10 protein-coding genes are annotated in these 18,711 nt (G+C 74.7%); all 10 read right to left on the minus strand.

Features of this window, described 5'->3' with window-relative positions; all coding sequences use genetic code 11:
• Positions 1–6 precede the first annotated feature (6 nt).
• A complete protein-coding gene (locus tag ACIP4Y_RS38000; protein ID WP_401401589.1) occupies positions 7–1,962 on the minus strand; it encodes a hypothetical protein in 1,956 nt (651 codons plus the stop codon).
• On the minus strand, positions 1,959–3,158 hold the full coding sequence (locus ACIP4Y_RS38005) for a VWA domain-containing protein (protein ID WP_401401592.1): 1,200 nt from the start codon (positions 3,156–3,158) through the stop codon (positions 1,959–1,961). Before ACIP4Y_RS38005 ends, ACIP4Y_RS38000 begins: the two co-directional genes overlap by 4 nt.
• Positions 3,155–5,524 carry a DUF5682 family protein gene (locus tag ACIP4Y_RS38010; RefSeq protein WP_401401595.1) on the minus strand — a complete coding sequence of 790 codons (2,370 nt, stop codon included), beginning with the start codon at positions 5,522–5,524 and terminating at the stop codon, positions 3,155–3,157. Before ACIP4Y_RS38010 ends, ACIP4Y_RS38005 begins: the two co-directional genes overlap by 4 nt.
• Positions 5,524–6,621: an AAA family ATPase gene (locus ACIP4Y_RS38015; RefSeq protein ID WP_401401598.1), complete on the minus strand. Its 1,098-nt coding sequence runs from the start codon at positions 6,619–6,621 to the stop codon at positions 5,524–5,526. The genes ACIP4Y_RS38010 and ACIP4Y_RS38015 overlap by 1 nt, the downstream gene beginning before the upstream one ends.
• On the minus strand, positions 6,618–10,034 hold the full coding sequence (locus ACIP4Y_RS38020; RefSeq protein WP_401401600.1) for a DUF4132 domain-containing protein: 3,417 nt from the start codon (positions 10,032–10,034) through the stop codon (positions 6,618–6,620). The genes ACIP4Y_RS38015 and ACIP4Y_RS38020 overlap by 4 nt, the downstream gene beginning before the upstream one ends.
• A gap of 118 nt (positions 10,035–10,152) precedes the next feature.
• Complete coding sequence (locus ACIP4Y_RS38025; RefSeq protein WP_401401603.1) at positions 10,153–10,413, minus strand: hypothetical protein; 261 nt, start codon at positions 10,411–10,413, stop codon at positions 10,153–10,155.
• 1 nt (position 10,414) lies between these two features.
• Positions 10,415–10,966 carry a DUF2269 domain-containing protein gene (locus tag ACIP4Y_RS38030; RefSeq protein ID WP_401401606.1) on the minus strand — a complete coding sequence of 184 codons (552 nt, stop codon included), beginning with the start codon at positions 10,964–10,966 and terminating at the stop codon, positions 10,415–10,417.
• A 101-nt stretch (positions 10,967–11,067) separates the two neighbouring features.
• Positions 11,068–13,356 carry an AbfB domain-containing protein gene (locus ACIP4Y_RS38035; RefSeq protein WP_401401643.1) on the minus strand — a complete coding sequence of 763 codons (2,289 nt, stop codon included), beginning with the start codon at positions 13,354–13,356 and terminating at the stop codon, positions 11,068–11,070.
• Between the two features lie 188 nt (positions 13,357–13,544).
• Positions 13,545–14,729, minus strand: a complete 1,185-nt coding sequence (locus ACIP4Y_RS38040; protein WP_401401609.1) for a S1 family peptidase — start codon at positions 14,727–14,729, stop codon at positions 13,545–13,547.
• 267 nt (positions 14,730–14,996) lie between these two features.
• On the minus strand, positions 14,997–18,674 hold the full coding sequence (locus tag ACIP4Y_RS38045) for a CHAT domain-containing protein (protein ID WP_401401612.1): 3,678 nt from the start codon (positions 18,672–18,674) through the stop codon (positions 14,997–14,999).
• Positions 18,675–18,711: the final 37 nt, after the last annotated feature.

The following is an 18,711-nucleotide window of genomic DNA, read 5'->3' on the forward strand; positions in this document are numbered from 1 at the left end:
GGGTCGTCAGCCGTCCTCCTGGTGCAGGTCCAGGGTCGTCGTCAGACGGATGTGGGCCGTCACCCAGTGCGGGGCGGCGCCGGGGGCGCCCTGGTCGTCCAGGGTGCGGGTCAGGTCGTCCAGGAGGCCTGCCGCACCGTTCAGGCCGGCGCGGCGCAGGCGGTCCGCGCTGTCGGTGAGGGCGGTACGCGTGGCGGGGGTCAGGTGACGCAGGCCCTGGTGGGCCGCGTCCGCGAGGGCCGTGAGCGCCGCCTGCAGGGCTGCGGTGATCGGGTCGTGCGGGCGGTGCGCGGCCGCTTCGAGCGTGCTGTCGCCGGCGCCGGGGGCCAGGTCGGGGACGGTCACGCCGTCGTCGGTCAGGACGGCGAGCGGGTCCAGCACGGTACGGCCGCGGGCCCGGCCGAGCATGCCGCTGACGGCGCGGATCCCGTCGTCGGCCAGGGCGGCGGCCAGCGCGTCGAGGCCGCCGGGGCACAGCGGGTTGTAGTCGGCGTGGAGGTGGACGCCGTTGCCCGCCGGGTCGCGGAGCACCGCTTCCAGGCGTTGCGCGGCGGGGTCGTAGCCGATCTCCTCGACGGCGTCCACCACGATCACTCGTACGGCGTCCGCCGCGACGCGCGGGCGGATCAGTCGCGGCGGACGCTCGCCGGCCGCCCGCAGGTGTGCGGCGGTGTCCCGCACCAGCAGGGCCTGGGGGAGTTCCGTCCAGGCCGAGCCGACCGGCGTGATGCTCGTGGCGGCGATGCGGCCGCGGGCGAGGGTGACCGTGCGGTCGGCGGCACGCGTGGTGTGTTCGCTGACGACGTTCGCGGTGGCCAGCGCGTGCAGCGGGGAGCCGAGCAGGCGGCGCGCGGACAGGTCGTGGCCCGTGGGGTGCTGATCTTCCGTCAGGTCCCAGCGGGTGCGCAGGACCAGGGCGATGCCGGCGTCGGCGTGCGCGAAGTACGTCTCGGCCGTACGGTCCCGGGCGGTGCCGCCGATGCGGCAGCCGAGCGCCACCAGCCGTACCCGGCGCAGCCGGGTCACCGGCGCCTCCGCGGTGCCCAGCACGCCGACCGGGTCGTGGCCGGCGGCGCGGTGCCGGGCGTGGAGCTCGGCGAGGAGCAGGGCCAGGCGTTCGGGGGTGTAGCGGGTCGCCCGGGCTGTGTAGGCGTCGAGCTGTTCCCGCAGGTCGGCGACCGCGCCCGCGGGCCAGTGCTGGGAGGTGGCGGCCAGGGCACTCCCCGCGCGGCGGAGCGAGCCGGCGAACACCGGGCCCGCTTGCCGCACGCCGTCCAGGAGGAGTTCGTCGGCGAGCGCGACGGCCGCGCGCAGCGCCTCGTCGGCGGCTGCGGTGGGCGTGGTCGTACGGCCGCCGACGGACACCTCGGTCGTCCCCTCGGCGTCCGCGGCGCGAAAGGCCCACACCGCGAGGGTGACGACCTCGCCGCGCAGTGCGGCGGCCGCGTCGGTGAGGGCGTAGCCCAGCGCGCGCGGTACGGGGAAGCGGACGGTGCAGGTGGGCAGTTCCACGCGGGGTGCCGGGTCGTCGGCGGTGGGGCGGTGCACGCGGGCGGTGTAACCGCGGGCACGGACGCGGTGGGCGGCGGTCAGGGCGGTGCGGCCCAGCGCGGCGGCCAGCGCGTCGTCGTCGAACGCGCCGGGCGACCAGTCCTCCAGTGGTTCCTCGGCCGCCGGCGGCTGCTCCGGCGCGCCGCGCTGGTAGGCCAGCACCAGGGCGACCCGGTGGCGGCACATCCCCGCCGCGGCGCAGGTGCAGTCGGCCGCGTCCAGGCCGCGGCCCGGCGGCAGCACGGTCTCGGTGCCGTCCGGGAAGGTGCCGCGTACGGTGCCGTCGTCGCCGGTGGTCACCACCGGTCCGGAGCCGGCCGCGAGGTCCTTGTCGGCGCGCTTGACCAGGCCCCGGTTGGCGAGCGAGGCCAGCGTGTCGGGTGTCAGGGCCAGCAGGTCGGAGCGGGTCACCGGGCCTGCCCTCCGCGGCCGATCCGCTCCGCGACGAACTCCGCGAGCCGGCCCGGCGTCATCGCCCCCACCGGGGCGCCCACCGCGGCCAGCCGTCCGGCCAGGTCGCGGTCGTAGACGGGGTCGGCGGCCTCGTCCAGGGCGGCCAGGCACAGCACGGTCGTGCCCTGTTCGACCAGCTGCCGCACGGTGCGCACCAGGCGGAACGGGTCGCCGCCCTCGTAGAAGTCGGAGATCAGGGCGACGATCGTGCGCCGCGGGTTCTCCACGAGCGAGGCGCCGTAGCCGACGGCGCGGGCGATGTCGGTGCCGCCGCCGAGCTGGACGCGCATCAGCAGCTCCACCGGGTCCGTCACCTCGGAGGTCAGGTCCACCACCGCGGTGTCGAAGGCCACCAGATGGGTTTTCAGACCCGGCAGGCTCCACAGGCAGGCGGCGGTGACCGCCGAGTGGATCACCGAGCCGGCCATGGAGCCCGACTGGTCCACCAGCAGCACCAGTTGCCACTGCTCCAGGTGGCGGCGGGTGCGGGAGTGGAAGTGGGGCCGCTGGATGAGGATGCGGCGTTCCGCGGGCTGGTAGTGGGCGAGGTTGGCGCGGATGGTGGTGCGGAAGTCGAAGTCGCGGGCGAGCGGCAGCCGGCTGGGGCGGCGGGTCCGGGAGCCGGTGAACGCCCGGCGCACTTCCGGCTGGAGCCGTTCCATCAGCTGCCGTACGACCGTTTCGACGATCCGGCGGGCCGCCGCCAGCACCTGCGGGTTCATCAGGTGCTTGGTGCGCAGGACGGCGCGCAGGAGGGTCTGGCTGGGCTCGACGCGGGCGAGGACGTCCGGGTCGGTGACGATCTCGTGGATCTCGTACTGCTCCACCGCGTCGCGTTCCAGCCGCTCCACGGTCTCCTTCGGGAACAGTCGGTGGATGCCGTCGAGCCAGTCCACGGCGGTCAGCTGGGACGGTCCGCTGCCGCCCTCCCGGGAGTCGGCCGCCCCGCGGCGCACCCCGCGTCGGCGCAGGTCCTCGTCGCGGCCGTACAGCCAGTCCAGCGCGGCGTCCCGGGCCGCGGACGCGCCGTGCAGCGGGCCGGTGCAGCGTTCGGCGGCGGCGCCGAGGATGAGCCGCCAGCGCTCCAGCCCCGGGTCGGGCGCCGCCGGCGTGCCGGATGGCGCCGGAGCCGGGTCGGCCGGTGTGGGGCTCATCCGGCCACCTCCGGGCGAGGGGCGGGCACGGGTGCCGCCGCCAGGCCGTGGCGGTCCAGCAGTCGGGTCACGTTCTCCTCCAGGGCTCTGGCACGCGCCAGCAGCAGGGGGTCGGCGGGGGTGCGCAGCAGGGAGCGGGCCGAGCCGCGCAGCCGGCGGCGGTGCAGCAGGCGCTCGGCGATGCGCTCGCGTTCGCGGGGCGGGAAGAAGGCGAAGGCCTGGCGCAGCGCGGGCAGTCCGACGAGGAAGCCGGACTCGGGCAGCGTCGATACGACCTCGTCCACGATGTCGATCAGGGAGTCGCCCTCGGTCGTGGTGCCGTGGGCGACCTCCTCGCGGGCCACCGCGAACAGGCCGGTCAGCCAGTCGCCGAGGGTGTCCACCGCGGCCGTGGCGAGCACCTGAACCACGGGCCCGGGGTCGTCCGGGACGCCCAGTGCCCAGCGCAGGCCGAAGGCGGCTCCGCGCAGTGCGGCCGGGGCACGCGGGTCGCGGCTGATCCGGGCGGCGGCCTCCACGGCGGCCTCGGGGGTGACCGACAGCAAGGCGGGCGCGTGCCGCAGCGCATCCCGCGCGGCCGCCAGCGCGCCCAGCACCGCCGGGTCCGCCCCGGGGCCGCCGTGCAGCCCCTCCGCCAGCCAGAACACCCGGTCGGCGGCGCTGCCCACCACCCCGCCCAGCAGACCGTCCCGGGCCACGCCGAACACCCGGTCGTGCCGCCACAGGCCCAGCGCCGCCGACAGCACCTCGCCGAGCGGGCCGAGGTCGCCGGCCTGACCCACCCGGTCCGCGAGCGCCGTCAGCAGGTCGGCGCAGAGCGGGCCGGTCCCGCACAGCACGGCGTCGAACAGCAGCCCGGCCAGCGCCCCGAGATCCGGGCCCGCCGCGCGCGTCCGCTCGCCGAGCAGCGCCGCGGCCGCCTCGTCCAGGCGTGCCCCGTAGGCACCGGCCTCGATCAGCGCGGCCTCCCGGCCGGCCGCCGCCGGGTGGGGCTCCCACACCTCGGTGAACACCGGGTCGGCCCCGTGGGCCGGTCCCGAGACCCGGGTGAACCCCGGGACGCCCAGGACGCGCAGCCGGTGCAGGGCGCGGCTGCGGGACAGGCCCCGTTCCTTCGTCAGGTCCAGGGTGACCGGCGCGGCGGCGTCGGCCAGTCCCAGGTGGGCGAGGTGGGCGGTCACGTCGTGCACCAGCGGGGGCAGTGGCGTGTCCGGGTGGAGCCGGCCCACGGCCTCGCCGGTGCAGGCGGCGACCATCTCCACCACGACCGGATGGGTGCCCGCCCCGAGGGTGCCCCGCGTCGTCCACGGCAGTGGCCGGTCCAGGTCGTCGGTGATCAGCGCGCCGGCCAGGCCGTCGAGGACGTCCACCCTCGTCTCGTACGGGTGGCCGCGCAGGTGGGCCAGCCCCTGGGACAGCGAGCGGGCGGCGATCAGGTCGGCCGTGGACAGCGGTATCCCGCGGGCCCGCAGCCGCTCGGTGACCGCGCGCAGCAGGCCCTGCCCGGCCGCCGGCGGGCCCGTCTCCCACAGCCGCTGGTAGTAGCCGGGCGAGGGCATGCCGGACTGGTATCCGGCGAAGGCGTCCAACTGCCGGAAGGAGTACGGCACGAGGAAGCTGCCGCCGAGCGCACCGTCAGGCGGCTGGGGCACCGCGGGCCAGTCGGCCGGGGCCGCGGCGGACCGCTGCCGTGCGGACAGTGCCCGCAGGGCCGGCTGGTGGAAGCCGCCGGTGACCACCAGCACCGGGCGGTCGCCGGCGCGGGCCTCCGCGGCCCGCACCCAGGAGGCCATGTACTCCTCGCGCGCCCGGTCCCCGGCGTGCGCCTCCGCATCGCCGCGCACCAGCTCGAAGTAGGCGTCGAGCCGGGCGCGCAGCTCCCGCGGGTCGGTACCCGGCTCGGTGACCTCGAACAGCCCGTCCCACAAGGCGTCCACTGAGTCCACGGCGAAGTGCTCGCACAACCGGCGCGTGGCCTCGGCGTACCGCGCCTCCGCGTCCGCGTAGCGGTTGGCGTACCGGTCGGTGTGGCCGGCTACGTCCGGGTGCCAGGCGGGCAGGTCGATGAACCGCACCTCGGCACCGGCCGCCCGGCCCTCGCGCAGCGCGATCCACTCCGGTGAGTAGTCGCACAGCGGCGTCCAGGACGTCGCTGTGCGCTGGTCGTCGCGGTAGTGGCTGAAGACGGCGACGGGCAGCGTGTGCCCGAGCAGCAGTTCGTCCATCCGGTCGTTCATGTCCGCCGGGCCCTCCACCAGCACGCAGGCCGGCCGCAGCGTCCGGATCGTGTCGGCGACCAGACGCGCGCAGGCCGGTGAGTGGTGGCGCACGCCGAGGAAGACGGCGGGCGCTGCCGTGGCCGGCATCAGTCGGCCAGGAGGTGGCGGGCCTCGTGGAGGGCCTGCCACTGCGGGCCGGGCCGGCGCGGTGCCTCCTGTTCCAGGAAGCGGCGCAGCCGGGCGAGGTCCTCGGGGCTGTCCTTGGCGGCCGTACCCGCCAGGCAGGCCACCACGTCGGCGGCACCGCCCGGTTCGCCGCGCAGGAACCAGGCCCGCACCCCCACCGCGTGGGCCACGGACACGGCCTCGGCGGTGCTCATCACCGTCGACATCCGCTCGCCCTGCGCCGCGGATCCGCGCAGTTCACGGAAGGTGCCGACCAGTACCTCCAGTACGTCCCGGCGCGGCGGCGGCTCCACCCCGGACTGCCGCAGCAGCGCCGCGGCCTCCGCCTCCACCAGGGCCAGTTCGGTCTCGAAGTCGGCGATGGGCAGCACCGTCTCGAAGTTGAAGCGCCGTTTGAGGGCGGCGCTCATCTCGTTGACGCCCCGGTCGCGGGTGTTGGCAGTGGCGATGACGTTGAAACCCTGCCGGGCGAAGACCAGGCCGTCGGGCCCGTCCAGTTCGGGAAGGGTGATGACCCGGTCGGAGAGCAGGGACAGCAGGCAGTCCTGCACCTCCAGCGGGCAGCGGGTGATCTCCTCGAACCGTACGATCCGCCCCTCGGCCATGCCGCGCAGCATCGGCGCGGGCACCAGGGAGCGCGCGGAGGGGCCCTCGGAGACCAGCAGCGCGTAGTTCCAGGAGTATTTGATCTGGTCCTCGGTGGTGGCCGCGCCGCCCTGCACGGTGAGCGCGCTGCTGCCGCTGACGGCTGCCGCGATCAGCTCCGACAGCAGCGACTTGGCGGTGCCGGGCTCGCCCACGAGCATCAGCCCGCGGTTGGTGGCCAGCGTCACCAGGGCGCGCTCGACCAGGGAGACGTTGCCGACGAACTTGCGGCTGATGCCGGCCGGTTCGTCGCCGACGATGAAACGGCGGGCCGCCCGCAGGCTCAACTGCCAGCCCGGGGGGCGGGGATCGTCGTCCGCGGCGCGCAGGGCGGCCAGTTCGCCGGCGTACCGGACCTCGGCGGGCGGGCGCTGGAGCAGCGCCTCGCCGGCCTCTTCGACGGTGGCGGTCACTTGGCGGTCACCTCCGTGAGGTCGGCGAGGATCTCGGAGGCGATGACCGGGTCGAGGTCGCCGAAGCGCAGCGGGTACGCGCGGCTGCGCCAGTAGTCGCCCGGGGCGGAGTCGAGCCAGACGTTCTCGAAGGTCTGGTCGGGGAACACGTCCAGCGCGCCGACGGCGATGCCCTCGTCGAGCCCGATGACCAGGTAGCGGTCGTCGTCGATGCGCCGGTGGAACCAGCGTTCCACGCCCGCGTCCTGCGGTACGCCGCGCTCCCAGCCCCGCTTGGTGAGGCCGAGCAGCTTGCCGACCGGCACGCGCGCGCCCTCGAACCGGGTCAGCCGGTGCCCGGCGGCCTCCTCCTCGGTCAGCGTGTGCACGGCCCGGCCCAGCTGCGGGAACGGCTGGAGGATCTCGTAGTCCGCGAACAGCTCCGACCACGCGGCGAGGTCGTCGGCCAGGTGCAGCGGGTGCGCCACCCGGACCGTCGCCTCCTCCGGCAGCGTCAGCTCGTCGTCGTCGACGTCGGCGAAGGTGCGGTCCTCCGCCACCCGGAAGGCCGTCGCCACCCCGCCGGTGTCACCGATCCAGACCAGGCGGCGGACCAGGTGCCACACCAGCGGGTGGGCGACGAACAGCTCCCGGAACTCCGCGGCCGTCCAGGTGCGCTGGGCGACCATCGCCGCCTCCAGGCGCCGCACCTGGTCGCCGGCGATGGTGCGGACGTCCTTCTTCAGCGCGGCGAACCGCTTGCGCTCGGCCGGGGCCAGCTCCGGGTCGTCCTTGACGCCGGGCGCGGGCAGCGCCTTGCGCTGCTTGCCGTCGGCGTCCCGGACGTAGGGGCGCAGCTGCTCGTCGAAGCCGACGGTGAACTGCCGGGGGCCGTAGTCGATGACGGTGGTGCCGTCGGCGTCGAGGCCGAAGTCGGGCACGAGCCGGTCCCCCAGCTGCTCCCCGGTCAGGCCGAGACCCTCGGCGACCTCGGCGATCTTCTCCTGGGCGCGCAGCTTGAGCGCCTTGAACGGCACCCGTTGGGCGATGCCGTGCAGATGCATCAGCGCCACGTCGGTGCCGATGGTCGCGAGCACGGTCAGGCCCTCCACGGCCCGGTGGTGGCCCCCCTCGCCGGGCCAGGCCCGCACGACGGGCGTGAGCCGGCGCACGGTGTCGTCGTCGCCGAGCCAGCCGAGCGCGTGCAGCGCCCAGCTGTCCTTGGCCGGCATGCCGGCCAGCCGCCACTGCTCGAACAGGCCCCAGGCGAAGTCGGCGAGGGAGTCGGCGGTGCAGTGGGCGGTCAGCACCTCCAGGCCCGGGTAGATCTCGCCGGGCTTGGACAGCGCCAGCAGCATCAGCGCGTTGCGGACCGCGTCGGCGGGCAGGGCGCCGCCCTCGCTCAGCAGGATCTGCGGCAGCAGCGCCGGGTCCGCCCAGGCGCCGACCGCCGGCACGCGGGCGGGCAGCGCGCTGACCAGCGGGTCGACGGCCAGTGTCTCCTCGACTATGCCCGCGGCCTCCTCACCGCACCCGGCGACGGCCGCGGAGACCGCCGTGCCGCCGTGGGCCTCGGCCAGCAGCCGCAGGGCCTTCTCCGCGCCGCGCCGGACCGCGCCGGCCGGCCCCACCGCGTGCGGGACGAGGAAGGGCACCGCGTCCAGACCGTGCCGGGCCAGCCAGGCGCGGGCGGTGGCGTCGGCGGACTTCAGCCGGGCCAGCCAGTCGCACACCAGCGCGGCGACCTCGACGTCCCGGTAGGGCAGCACCAGCGCGCCCAGGGTGCTCGGGTGCCGGGCCGCGGCACGCCGCATCAGCGGCAGGGCGGCCAGGGAGTGCCGTGCGGCGACCGGCTTGAGCGCCGCTTCGCCGTCCCAGAAGTCCTCGGGGGCGCAGTCGGCGAGCAGCGGTCGTACGACGTCCTCGGGGCCGGCGACGAACAGGCGCACGTCGTGGAAGCTCCGCAGCTGCCCGGTCCGCTGCAGGTGCTCGATCTCGCGGGACCAGTCGTAGCCGACACGCCATCCGCCGTACCAGCCGTCGGCCTTGGCCCAGGCCTCCTGCTCGTCCGGCCGCCACACCACCTGCGGCTCGGGCGCCGCGGGTACCTCGGCGGCCACACGCGCCTTGCGGGCCTTGCGCTTGCCGGCCCAGGGCGGGCTGACCAGCAGGGCGGGCAGCGCCTCGACGGGAGCCTCGGCCACCCGGTCGGTACGGGTGAGGTGGGGCGTCACGAGGGCGGCGACCTCGGCGGGCAGGTCGGGCAGTACGGCCGCGGTGGTGCCGGTGTGCGCGAGGACGTGCGCGACGAGCAACTGCCCGGCCATCGAGGCGTTCTTGCCGGAGCCGGTCGCCTCCGCGCCCAGCAGGCGCAGCGCGCGCACCGGGTACCGGCGCATGGCCTCCAGCAGGTGCGGGCGGACGTGCTTGTCGCCGATGCGGTCCAGGAGGAGACCGAAGGCCTCGTCCGACGGCAGTTCGACCAGGGCGTTCGCGAAGGCCTTGGTCTGCTCGGAGGTGTAGGCCCGGTCGAGGGCCTCCTCCAGGAGCGGGGCGAAGGCCTTGCCGGTGCCCTCGGCGAGGGTGGCGACGAGCGCCGACGTCCAGCCGTTCCAGCCGAGGCCCGCCCGGTGGCCGAAGTGCTTCAGCTGCTCCGGGGAGTTCAGCGAGCACAGCAGCATCGCGCGCAGCATCCCCTCGGCCTGCGATACCTCGACGCAGCACTCGTCGACCCACTGCTGCTCGGCCGGCAGCAGGTAGGACACGACGACACGGCGGCGGACGCCGGTGCGGCAGCCGGCCAGTGCGGCGACCGTCTCCCGGTAGGTGTCCTCGTCGGCCACGGACAGCAGGGCGCGCACGCGTTCGGCGAACTTCGACCACGCCCACTGGGTGGCCATGGACCCGTCGGCGCGGAAACCGAGCCACGGGTCGTCCCGGCGGGTGCCGCTCTGGTGGTAGTGCGGCTCGACGTCGAAGTACTCCACCACCGCCTGGGCGGCGAACGCCAGTCCGTGTGCGCGGACCCAGGCGTCGACGTGGATGCCGTCCGGGTACTGCCAGTGGAAGGTCAGCGAGGCGATCACCGCGGCACCCAACGGGTCGTGACGGCCGCTCAGGTGGTCCCTGGTGGCTTGGACGATCCGCGGGTCGCTCTTCGGGGCGGCCAGCATCGCCTCGATCCAGTCCGTCTCCTCACGCAGCCGGAACGCCGTCCGCTGCTCGGCCTCGGCGTGCAGCCCGGCGACGCTCCGCTCGATCCCGCCCCGCCGCGGATGCACCAGCCGCCGCCAGGCCGGCGGCATCCGGAACGTCTCCTCGTCGGGCAGCGCAACCGGCCCGTCCGCCACCGCCGCTGGTCCGACGACCGCGGGAGCCTCCCCCTCGGCCTCTCCCGTCGCCGAGCCCTCCCCGACCGACTCCGTGCGCCGCACAGCCCCTCCTCCGCCGATCCCGGGCGGGATCGATAGCTTGATCAGATGGCGGTCACGCTATCCGGCCCCACTGACAACGCCCCCGGCCGGCCAGGGTGCGCCGCCGCCATACGGTGCCTCAGCGGGGCTCCACCTCGTCGAGTTCGGAGCGCCGGCGGGAGTGGACGGTGTCGTAGTCCAGGGGGGCGAGGCGGTACCGGGTGAGGTCGAGGGAGAGGAGCCGGCGGTACGCCTCCGGGGGCGGGGCGGAGTGAGGCCGAGAGGCCGGTGGCCTCCCGCAGCAGCGGCTGAGGCAGGTGAGGGCCTCGGCGAGGAGGGCTTCCGGGGCACGCGGGAGGCCGTTTCCCGGCGCGACCGCGGGTGGTGCCGCCTCTTCCACGCTACGACCGATGCCGTACGGCGTCCTGGCGCGGCCTGGTCCCCCGTCGCCCTGAGGTCTCCGCGGCGCGGTGGTCTCTGCCGCGCCGGGTGAGTCCCCAAGGTTTGAGGACGGAGATCGCCGTCATGAAGACGTACGCGCACAGGGAGACGATCGGGCCCGGCAGGAGGCCCCCGGGGCCGGGTGCCGGCCCGCTCGCCGCCACGGTGGCGACCGCCGTGTCGAGGCCGGGGCGCAGCGCGAAGGCCGTGGCCGCCGTCGCGGCGAGGGTCAGCCAGAACTTGACGGAGACCCACCGGTGGCGGGCCAGGCCCCACGGTGTGCCGACGGACAGCAGGACACCGCTCAGGGAGGTGAGGAACGCGACGGGAAGCAGCAGCCAGTCCGCGAAGAGCTTCATCGCCCGGACGGATGCCTCGGCCGTCACCGCCGATCCCGTGGCGGTGGCGGTGACGGCGAGAGCGAGCAGCCCGAGTGTGAGCCCGAGCCAGCCCGCGGAGGCGGCCACATGGACGACGAGGGAGGCCCGGCGCGCGGGTCGGCTCAACTTCATGGACGACACGGTGCCGGAAGGGGCCGGCGGTGCCGTCCGGCGGCGGGAGTAACCCGGTCTACTCGGCGCGGAGTACGTCGGTCGGCGGGAGGTGCCCCCGGTCAGGGCGCCCAGGGGGGTTCGACGGACCAGGTGGTGTCCTCGGTGAAGGTGTTCGGGTCGTCCCAGGTGTGGGTGCCGCCTGAGCGGGCCAGCCAGAGTTCGGCGCTGATGTGTCGGAGGTACTGGCCGGGGAAGCCGGACGCGGACAGCCGGATGCCGCCGTTGCCCCGGACGGGACACCAGGTGGCGTCCGCCTTGTACAGCGCGGAGTCGTCGCCCGCCTCACGGCGGACCCGGAAGTCGCGGTGCCGCAGGTACTCACCGGGATGGTTGCGTGACTCGAAGGAGTAGCAGAGCCGGTTGGCCAGGCCCGGCCGCACCTTCCAGGTGGCGTCCTGCTTCAGCAGGTCACTGCTGCCGGAGTCGACCACCTCGGTGTAGCCGAGCCCGTCGGAGTGGCGGACGTAGCGGTCGGTGTAGCCGGGTGTCGTGACGCGGAGGGACACGTACTGCTCCAGCGGCAGCCGCACCGGCGGGCCGATGGTGCGGGAGGCGGCGATGAGCGCCTGGTTGGCCGCGCGGACGCGGGATTCGTCGACCTTGACGACCCGACGGTCGTAGGTCATCAGCCCGTTGGTCTCGTTCTCGACGTCGGTGATCTGCGTGTAGACGGATGCGGACAGGCCGCCGGCGGGCATGGCGTTCTCCCGGATGCCGTCGAGGAGCCCGACGAGCCGGTCGTCCAGCGCGGCCGGGGTCGGCTGGTCCTCGTAGCTGAAGCCGCCGCCCGGGTACCACTCGTGGCCGGGGACCCGGTAGCCGAGGCCGCCGTACTCCCCCAGCACCGAGGCGCGCACCGGTTCCGTCGGTGTGTTGCCCGGTCCGACGTAGTTGTGGTCGTCGATCACGTCGCCGTTGCCGCCGTCGTGGGCTCCGCAGCAGTTGACGCCGCTCATGTTGTCCACGAGGCGCGAGGGATCGTACGCCTTGACCATGTCCGCGATGCGGGCTTGGTCGTACTGGCCCCAGCCCTCGTTCTGGTCGACCCACTGGATGAGCGCGGGCGAGCTGCGGTGCTGGTCGATGACGGCGCGGTACTCGCTCTCCCACTGGCTGCGGGCCGCGCTGTCCGGTGTCCTGCCGCTGTCCATGGAGGGCATGTCCTGCCACACCAGCAGTCCGAGCCGGTCCGCCCAGTAGAACCAGCGCTGCGGCTCCACCTTGATGTGTTTGCGGACCATGTTGAAGCCGAGGTCCTTGTGTTTCTGCAGGTCGTACTTGAGCGCGGCGTCGGTGGGTGCGGTGTGGACGCCGTCCGGCCAGTAGCCCTGGTCGAGGGTGCCTGTCTGGAAGAGAAACCGTCCGTTGAGGACCGGCCGGCGGACGCCGTCGACGTCCCTGACGGCGATCGAGCGCATGCCGGTGTAGCCGCCGACCCTGTCGCCGCCGGGGCTGCCGGTCAGCTGGGCGGTGACGTCGTACAGGAACGGGTCGTCCGGCGACCACAGGTGGGCGTTCGGCACCGGGACGGAGAACTCGGTGCCGACCGTACCGGTGGCGCTCGCGACGGTCGTCCCGCCGCTGGAGACCGTGACCCTGACGGCGGCGCCGGCGGCTCCGGTGCCGCGTACGGTCACGCGCAGGGTGCTGTCCTCCAGGTGCGGGACCATGTCGAGCCGGGTGATGTGTGCCGCCGGCGTCGGTTCGAGCCAGACGGTCTGCCAGAGGCCGGAGGAGGCGGTGTAGACGATGCTGTGTCCGGCGTGCGGGGTGACGTCCTGGATGCGCTGCTTGCCGATGGCCTGGCCGCCGGTCTCCGTCGGGTCGTACACCGACACGACGACGGTGTTGGTGCCGCGGTTCAGCAGTGGCGTGATGTCGTACGAGAAGGCGTCGTAGCCTCCGCGGTGTACGGCGCCCGCCTGCCGGCCGTTGATCCAGACGGTCGTCTCCCAGTCGGAGGCGCCGAAGTTGAGCCGGACGCGGCGGCCGTCCCAGCCGGCGGGGACCGTGAAAGTGCGCTTGTACCAGAGCCTGTCGTTCTGGGTGATCTTGCGCTGGATGCCGGACAGCGCGGACTCCGGCACGAACGGTACGCGGATCCGCTCACCGAAGGCCTTCGGCTGCCCGGCGTCGCGGGAAGTGACGGCGAAGTCCCAGATGCCGTTCAGGTTCGCCCAGTCGGGCCGGGTGAGTTGCGGACGGGGGTACTCGGGCAGGGGGTGGTCCACCGGCACCTGGTCGGTCCAGGGAGTGGACATCGGGGCGGCTGCGGGCGTCCAGGACCCTGCTGCGCGCGAGGGGGACGCCCCGGTGGCGAGGAGGGTGGTGACGGCCGGCACCGTCACCACGACGGCGGTCACCAGGTGCCGTAAGCGCCGGAAGGCCCGGTGCGGCCGGGAAGGGGGGCGGGTGCTACGGGGCGGGAGTCTCAGCACGGTGTCTGCTCCATGGTCGGTGCGGCGCCACGGACGGGGGTCCGCCACGGTGCGTACGGGCCCCCGGTGTGACCGCTGTGGTCGGTGCGCGCGCGAGGTCAGCCGGTGTACGTGTGCAGGGTCAGGCCGTACCGGCCGAGGATCTCGTTGACCGGCTGGAACCAGGTCTCGCCGCCGCTGGTGCAGTTGCCCCAGCCGCCCGATGTGACGCCCTGTGCCTGGTCCCCGGTGATGAAGGAGCCCCCGGAGTCCCCTGGTTCGGCGCAGACGCTCGTCTTCGTGAGCTGGTGCACCGCGCCCTGGCTGTAGTTGACGGTCTCGTTCAGTGCCAGCACCGTCCCGCAGTGCCAGTGCGAGGTCGATCCCGAGCGGCAGACGGAGGATCCGACGGGCGCCACGGCCGAGCCGCGCACGAGCTGGTCGGGCACCGTGCCCCAGCCCAGCACCACCGGGACCGTCCACCAGCCGCTGCCCACGCTCACCCAGGCATAGTCGTTGTCCGGGAACGAGGAGCCCTGGAAAGTGCCGATGTAGGAGCCGTCCCAGCCGCTGACCCCGGCGCCGGGCCGGCCGCAGTGCCCGGCCGTCACGAAGCCGCCGTACACCGAAAAGCCTATGGAGCAGCGGACGTTGCCGGTGTAGTAGGGGTCGCCGCCGACCGTTCCCGCGGCGAAGGTGCGCGGTGCGGCGGGTACGGTCCGGACCGTGACGGGGCCCGCCTCGCGGGCCCGGGAAACGAAGCGCCGGACATCGTTGTCAGCGCGGTCCTTCCGGACGATGTCGACGACGACCGTGTCGGCCACCGGGTCGACGTGCCAGCCGCTCACTCCGGGCGGCGCGGACAGCCGGTCCATGCGCGCCTTGACGGCGTCCAGCTGCCGGGCCGTGTGCGCGGCCGTACGGACTTCCGCCCCGGCCGCGCTGATCGCGCGGCGCGTGTCCGCCGGGGCGTCCGGGGTGAGCGCCACCGTCAGGCGCCCCTTCACGGGGTCGAACCAGGAGCCCGCGTAGGCCTCCCCGGCCGTCCGGCGTGCCTTCGGAGCGAGCGCGGCGGCGGTCCGTTCGTCCGCGATCCGGGCCTCGGCCTGCTTGCGCGTGAGTCCGAGATCGCGCTGCATGGCGGTCACGAGTCCGGAGGAGGCGGGTCGGGGGGCGGATGCCGCGGTTCCTGCGGATCCGGCCGTGGAGCCGGCCGCCGCCGCGGGGATCGTGCCCGCTGCGCTCAGCCCGCCGAGGACCAGGAGCGCGGCCAGCGCGACATGCGTAAGTGGTCTGCGTCTCATGGGAGTTGCCCTTCGTCGTTCCAGGGGTGGGGTGGAACAGCCGATGTCTGAGAGCGCTCTCTGCGTGGCGGGGCAGAGCCTAGCCGGGCCATGACGTCAGGTCCATGCCAATGCGCAAACTTGGCGGCGGCAGGCGTCCCTCATCGAGGCGCACACCACCGAACGGGTCCTGCGCGACGCCGCCGCCTGTCTGCTTTCACTTCTCGGCCGTACGCTGACCAGGAGTTGCGCCGGCACCGGAGGTGCTGGGAGCACGGCCAAAGCGCGTCACGCTCCCACGTGTATGTGCGACGCCCATCGGCCCGGTGCGTGAGGCATGCGGGCGCGCAGAGCGCGGACCGCGTGGTGGAGCGCCTCCGCGGCCCGCGCCGGGTCGGGCTCGGCCGTGCGGGTCAGGCCGGTGTAGAAGGCTTCGGCCGTGCGCGTCGCCACGGTGTCCTCGACGCTCCACAAGGTGGCCACCACGTGCCGGTAGCCGGTGAACTGCAGGGCGTGGGCGAGGGTGACCGCCTCGTCGGGGACGTCCGCTCCTCCCATGGCCGTTTCGCAGGCGGACAGGTAGGCCAGCTCCCCCGGGCCCGTACGCCGGGCGGTGGCCAGCTCGGCCAGTGTCAGGACGCCGTCGTGGAGGTGGAGTCCGGCGCGGGTCGGGGCGGAGAGGTCCTGGCTGCCGTGGCAGGCGATGTGCGCCCAGGCGTGCCCGGCGAGTCCGGTGCGGACGGCGTCGCGGGTGGCGTCGGGTCCGTCGAGCAGCCTGTGGGACCGGCCGGGGAAGAACCGTGTCACCGCCTCCGCTTCCTGCCGTACGCCGGGCAGGACGGGCAGCCCGGGCGCCTCGGCGACGGCCACGGCGAGCAGTCCGGGCCCGGGCGCGCTACGACCCGGCCGGCTGGGCGCGGGGGCCAGGCTGCGCAGCGTCGGGGTGTACGAGCTGATGACGCGGTCCAGCACGCTGTCGCCGGTACGGCCCGCGGCATGGAGGGGCAGCAGGGCGAGCGGGCCTGTGGGACACCACCACAGGCGTGACCAGGGGCCGTCGGCGGGCAAGGCGGAGGTGAGGTGCAACGCGCCCAGGACAGGGGCGGCGACCGTCTCCCACAGCCATTCCAGGATGTCCCGGAGCGTGCTTTCGCGGATCATGCGCACGGCCCTGGCGTCGGCACCGACGGCGCGGTCCGCTTCGTGGAGCACGGTGAGGAACTGGTCCACGCGCGCGTGCGCGTCGCGGGCCGTCAGGCCGGGCAGCGGCACCGCACGCACCGAGTCGGGGGTGACGATCAGTGCGTCGCAGCGCAGCGCGCTGACGTTGACCACAACCACCGGCCCGGGCAGCGCGGACTGCAGCTCGCGCAGCGGAGGCCGGCTCAGGAAGTCCCCGAAGCCGGGCAGCCGGCGTACCTCTGCGATCAGCTCCTCCCACTCGTGGGCCGGTGCCGTGCGGCGGTCCGTGGCGTCGTGACGCTCCAGCCAGGCAGGGCGTGCCGGTGCGGTCGTACCGGCACCGGCTTCCATGACGGAGAGCGCGGGCGCGGCGGCTGCCGTGGCGTCCAGTGCCGCTCGGACCCGGTCCAGGCGGGCTGCCAGAGCGGGCGCCGCGGTGCGCAGGGCGTCGAGTTCGGTGTGTTGCTCGAGCAGTTGCGACCACAGCACGGAGCGTCCGCGCTCCAGGAGTTCCACGGCCTGTTCCGGCCGGCCCGCGGCCAGCGCGGTCGCGGCGGCGTCCTGGGCCAGTCCGGCGCAGTCGGCCAGCAGCCGTTCGCGTTGCCTGCGGTCCAGGCCGCGCCAGGCGAGCAGCGGCAGCAGGTCGACGGCCGTGGCCATGCCGTCCACGGCCTGTGCCCAGTCGCCGAGTTCCGCCGCGAGCCCGCCCCAGGAGGTGGCCGCCGCGATCCGGTCGGCCGCCGAGCCTCCGGGCAGCCGTGCCGCCCGCTGCCACAGGGCGATGGCCTCGGCCGCGGCGTCCCGGTCGCCGGTGTGCTGCCGGCGTGCGCTCAACAGCTCGCCGAGCGCGTGCAGGTGCCGGCCGTACACCAGGCTGTCCTCCGGCCCGGCGCGCACCGCCTTGCGCAGCAGAACCTCTGCTTCCTGTGCGTCTCGGGACCTTCCCGTCTGCTGATACCGCCAGCGGAGCGAAGTCCCGAGACTGGCCGAGCACATCGCACGCTCGGCGACGCCCACTGCCGCGTCGAGGGCCGCGCGGTGGGCCGCGATCCCTTCGTTCAGGTCGGCCAGGTCCGCCGCCTTCCGCGAGGGCCCTGCCCCGGGGCCTCGGCTCCGTTCGCCGTCGTCGCCCTCCCCGAGCCGCCAGACCCATCGGGTGACCAGGGAGTTGCCCAGGTTCTGCCGGCAGGTCGCATACAGCGGGTGGTCGCGGGGGGTGGCGCTCACCGCCTGCCGGGCGGCGCGGACTGCCGCGTCGATGTCGGCGGGGTCGGCACGTTCGGCGAACCGCTCCTGGTGGGCGATGCCCAGGGCGTTCAGGTACAGGCCCCGATGGGGGTCGCCGGGAGCGGCGGCCGTCACGGCCTCGGCTGCGGCGGCCACCGCCGTGTCGAGGTCGACGGGATCGGCGCCGAGCCCGTTGCGCAGCAGCGCCAGGACGCTCAACTGCGCATGGCACACGGCGTATGCGGCGTCACCGGGTGGCACGGTGGACAGGCCCTGTCGGATGGCGGCGATCGCCTGGTTGAGATCGGCCGCGTCGCCATGGCGCTCGAACCGCAGGCGCAGCGCACGGGCGTGGTTGTTGACCAGGATGGCCCGCGCCGGGTGACCGGCGGGACAGCGCCGGAGCGCCTTGCTGCCGGCGTCGACCGCCTCGTTCAGGTCCTCGGCGTCGCCTGTCCGCTGGAAGCGCAACTGCAGGGCATTGGCCAGTTGGTCCAGGCAGGCCGGGTGGTCCGTGCCGCGTGGGGGCGAGACGCGCAGGGCCGCGCGGGCGGTGGCGACGGCCGCGTCGAGGTCGTCGAGGTCACCGGTGCGTTCGTGCCGGCGGCGCAGCGCGAGGGCGAGGTTGACCAGCACGGGCACCACGTGTGCTGGGCCGCCCGTCGGTGGTTCCGCCGCGTCGGCGTCGTCCGGGTCCAGGCAGGCGGCGGGCCGGGGGACGCCCAGGGCGTCGAGGGCCGCCCGCCCTGCGGCGATGGATTCGTCCAGGGCGTGCGCGTCGCCCTGGACGTCGTACTGCCGGGCCAGCACGCCTCCCAGCGTGCTCAGGCAGGCGGCGCGCAGGAGCCCGTCCGGGGCGGCTTCCGCTCCGTTGCGTGCGTGGACGACGGCCTCCGCCAGGTCGGTCCCCACTGCTCGGCGTTCGGATCGGTTGCGCAGGGCCAGGGCCAGGTTGTTGCAGGCCACCGAGTAGGACGGGTGCGCCGGGCCCGCCGCTGCGACGGCGTCCCGGCCGGCCCGGACCGCTTCGTCGAGGTCGGCCGGGGCTCCGGTGAGCAGATGCCGATCGGTGAGAAGACGGCACAGGGTGGCCAGGACGTGGACGTGGTCGGGCCCGGTGGTTCCGGGATGCCGTACGGCGGACCGGGCGGCCTCGATCGCGCCGTCGAGTTCGCGGACGTCACCGGTGGCGCGCAGACGGGCCCGCCGTACCTCGCTCGTGTGCGCGAGGAACTGGGCGACCGAGGGCAGACGGGGGTCGGGGTCGACCGTTTGCTCGCGCAGTCGGACCGCCAGTTCGGCGTGATCCAGGGCGCGGTCGAGGTCGGCCCGCACCGGCGTGCTGCCGCCGAGTTCGGCGCGGAGGAGGAGCAGGGCTGAGGCGAGGTAGGCGGCGATCGCCCGCTGCCCGGGATACTCCGCGGGCACCTGCGCGTACAACGCTTCCGCCAGCGCCAGCGCCCGCTGCACCGCGGACGGCTCGCGCCCCGCCCTGGCCTGCTCGTACGCCGTCACGGCCTCGGTCGCGCGTTGCAGCAGGCTGTCGTCGAACGGCATCGTCACGCCCTAGGACGCGGTTACGGCCCGGCAGACG

It is taken from the genome of Streptomyces sp. NPDC088810, from assembly GCF_044750305.1.
In the GTDB taxonomy this organism is placed as follows: Bacteria; Actinomycetota; Actinomycetes; order Streptomycetales; family Streptomycetaceae; genus Streptomyces.

Coding starts and splice junctions, on each gene's coding strand:
- ACIP4Y_RS38005 (WP_401401592.1), bottom strand. CDS start 3,158: ATGAGCCCCACACCGGCCGACCCGGCTCCGGCGCCATCCGGCACGCCG.
- ACIP4Y_RS38010 (WP_401401595.1), bottom strand. CDS start 5,524: ATGCCGGCCACGGCAGCGCCCGCCGTCTTCCTCGGCGTGCGCCACCAC.
- ACIP4Y_RS38030 (WP_401401606.1), bottom strand. CDS start 10,966: ATGAAGTTGAGCCGACCCGCGCGCCGGGCCTCCCTCGTCGTCCATGTG.
- ACIP4Y_RS38040 (WP_401401609.1), bottom strand. CDS start 14,729: ATGAGACGCAGACCACTTACGCATGTCGCGCTGGCCGCGCTCCTGGTC.
- ACIP4Y_RS38045 (WP_401401612.1), bottom strand. CDS start 18,674: ATGCCGTTCGACGACAGCCTGCTGCAACGCGCGACCGAGGCCGTGACG.